This window comes from Microcystis sp. M113S1, from assembly GCF_020246945.1.
Taxonomy (GTDB): domain Bacteria; phylum Cyanobacteriota; class Cyanobacteriia; order Cyanobacteriales; family Microcystaceae; genus Microcystis.
The window spans coordinates 1-2,901 of record NZ_JADBSA010000369.1 but is presented as its reverse complement, the minus strand read 5'-3'; the positions used below and the strand labels follow the sequence as shown (position 1 = coordinate 2,901).

At 43.0% G+C, this 2,901-nt stretch carries 2 protein-coding genes and 1 pseudogene; 2 read left to right on the top strand and 1 reads right to left on the bottom strand.

Annotation, left to right across the window (positions count from 1 at the left end; all coding sequences use genetic code 11):
- The first annotated feature begins 299 nt into the window (after nucleotides 1-299).
- Nucleotides 300-1,366 (top strand): annotated as a pseudogene (locus tag IM319_RS18635) (ISKra4 family transposase).
- 128 nt (nucleotides 1,367-1,494) lie between these two features.
- Entirely contained in the window at nucleotides 1,495-2,223 is a 729-nt protein-coding gene (locus IM319_RS18630) for a PEP-CTERM sorting domain-containing protein (protein WP_287736540.1), read from the top strand.
- Nucleotides 2,224-2,365: 142 nt separating this feature from the next.
- On the opposite strand, the gene IM319_RS18625 is transcribed toward IM319_RS18630, so the two are convergent.
- Nucleotides 2,366-2,683 (bottom strand): DUF3067 family protein, encoded by a 318-nt coding sequence (locus IM319_RS18625; protein WP_002756874.1) that lies wholly within the window; start codon nucleotides 2,681-2,683, stop codon nucleotides 2,366-2,368.
- Between the last annotated feature and the right edge of the window lie 218 nt (nucleotides 2,684-2,901).

The following is a 2,901-nucleotide window of genomic DNA, read 5'->3' as shown; positions in this document are numbered from 1 at the left end:
TCAACGATTGGGACAGATAGCTGTTAGCAAGATTCAGTTAATTCGTCGTTCTAACGGTTTAATTGTTTCTCACTAACTCATATAAAGCCGCCCTCCGCTATCGCTAAAGGGCGGGGTTTCAGACCCAGTTTTTCGATGATGCCCAATCCCGTCAAAGGGAGCATCTCACTTATGCAATGATTATTAATGCTTGTAGCCGTCAAAAACTAGAACATCTTCAACTTGATCACAAAGAGAAATGAGATTATAATAGTTATAACTGGCAATTCAGAATATAGCTCGATGGGAGGAATAATGCAATGTTATCAGAAAATGAAAAAAGAATTCAAGAGTTATCCCGAGAGTTGGGAGCGTGTCTCTATGAGCAATCCCAAATTAAGAAATTTAATAACTTGGGAGAAATAGAGGAGACGGTCAGAGATTTAATGATTGGTGTATGTTAACCCAGAAATCGGTATTTTTTTGTCAAAACAAGTACAGGAGAAACCGCCGGTCGGACGAGAAAAGTGAAAAGTATTTTGGGGGAATTACCAATTACAGAAAAACAAGCGAAGAAGTTAGAAGTAAAGCCTCGGACTCAGATGAGTCCAATGTTAGAGAAGAACTGTTTGCTATTAAGTGGCGATGAATCCGATGAGAAATCAGCCCAGAAAATCAAATCATTGACAGGAATTGCTGTTTCTCACAGTACCCAACAACGCCTCGTACATCGCTATCATTTTGAAGAATTACCGTCTAACCCAGAAGTCGAAGTCGAAGAAATGAGCATAGATGGCGGTAAGGTACGACTGAGAACTGCCAAGGGAGAAGCCTTAATTTGGCGTGATTATAAAGCAGTGAGTTTTCATCAACTGGGGGTAGCGGCTTTTTTTCAAGATAACTCGGCTTGATTAGATTTGGTTGATTCTCAAGTTTTGGCCAAGCCTTTAATTTGTTGAGGAGATGGACATGATGGTATCTGGAATTTATTTCGTGAGATAGGAGAGAAATAGGAAAGAATTGAAATTTTGGACTGGTATCATTTAATCGAAAACCTCTATAAAGTTGGCGGGTCATTCCAGCGAATTGAGGAGGTAAAATGTTTTCTTGAGGAAGGGGGAAGTGGATGTTGCTATCTCCCGTGCGCGAAGGATGGTCAGAGCCGCCAGTGGAGAATTTTATTATTTATTTAAACAAGCATAAACATCGAATTGTCAATTATGGTTATTTGCAGGCAGAGGGTATTTCCATTGGCTCTGGCGACCTTGAATCAAAAATTAAACAAATTGCTCATCGTCTTAAAATTACTGGTGCAAGTTGGGAATCTGGTAATGTACCGCAAGTCCTTCGTCATCGCTGTGCTTATCTAAATGGTTGCCTTTTTTAACTTTTTTATTGATCTCATTAAGCATTTCTACTTATGTCAAAGGTGAGATGCTCCCAGGTCATAACTATTCTAGACTACGGAGGTATCCGCATTACTGCCCTAATTAATAAAGTAATAAACAACTTAAAATGATCACCAACATATCTAGACAACTAACCACTGGCGCTCTTGCTATCGCTGGCAGCGTTGCCGCTTTCGGCTTTGCTGGTGCTGCCCCCGTGCAGGCGCAGGCGGAGTGTTTGCCACAAAGTTTCAACAATTTCAAGACCAATCCTTGCCGAAAAGGGGACAAGTTGTTTACACACATCAACTCATCTGGCATTGGTATGAATGACCCGGGCAATTTTCTGACCATTACGGAAACCGTGCTGCCCTTGGGCGATTTGCACACCTTCACCTTCACCCCAGTTACCCCTCTGCTAAGTTCATCTGGTACTTATGTCATAGATTACACGATCGAGATCGTTGATAACCCCAACACTCCCGGAAACGAACTTTTGACGCAGATGTTCTCAGCATTCAGCGCCGGCTATACCACAACTGGCCAGACTGACTCCGGTGTCTCTCTGAACAAGACGGTTTGGTCAGATGCTTTCGGCGGGTCGAGTTTGGTCGGAACCTCGGAGGCTAAAAGCAAGGATATTGGTGGCATAGGCTCTCCTGGCCTCACGGTTCCAATTGCTCCGAATATCCTGAAACTTTACGTCAGAGACACTTTCTTTGTCTCTAGTGTTGACGGATCACTTAACAGTATAACCAACGATTTCAGACAAACTACTTACATCCCCGAACCCTCTGCTATCCTCGGTGTCTTAGCCGTTGCCGGTGCTGGTGCTTTCGTTCGTCGCAAGAGCTAGTCACTGTCATTAGATTAAAGGCAAGCGTTGAGGTTAAGCTTAACGCCTTTTTTGTGTCTAGAGAAGGGGATGGGGGAGTGGGGACGCAATTTAAATGCAGTATACTGTTCAGTTAACAATCCCACTGGTCACTGATAATTGATCACTGATCACTGATCAGCCATTCCGATGCTCTTTCACCTAAATCTAAGGCCAGACTAACCGCTTTACCGAGACGGGGACGCTCGCGGGTTTCGCGGATAAAAGCTTGAAATTGACTAAAACCACCCCATTCGTGGAGATAATTAGCGATCGCATTGAGATGTTCCAGATATTCAGACTCGGAGAGGGGAAAAGAAGCTTGTTCGAGATATTTCCACATTACCTGGACATGAACCTTATCTTTGATGCGTCGCAGCTGGATATCGTAGGAACGACCCCATTTTTCTAGTAATAATTGCTGTAAGTCCACACCCGTCATGGTTGCTATCGCTTCTCAGATGTCAGTCGGCCTCTTGATTTTATCACAGATGTCGGGGTAAAGACCCTTGGTTTTACCCTATCCATTAGTCAGATCTTTCTTAACAAAAAGAGAAGAAACTTAAAAAAAGGGGAAACGATTGATAGGTATAGTTTTGAAAGAAGGAATTAAGGTGGAGGTAAGCAAAAAAATGGAGAAATGGGCAGCCCAAGAATTAC

Bases quoted from the DNA above. Each gene is read 5' to 3' on its own strand.
- IM319_RS18630 (WP_287736540.1), top strand. From the start codon at position 1,495: ATGATCACCAACATATCTAGACAACTAACCACTGGCGCTCTTGCTATC.
- IM319_RS18625 (WP_002756874.1), bottom strand. From the start codon at position 2,683: ATGACGGGTGTGGACTTACAGCAATTATTACTAGAAAAATGGGGTCGT.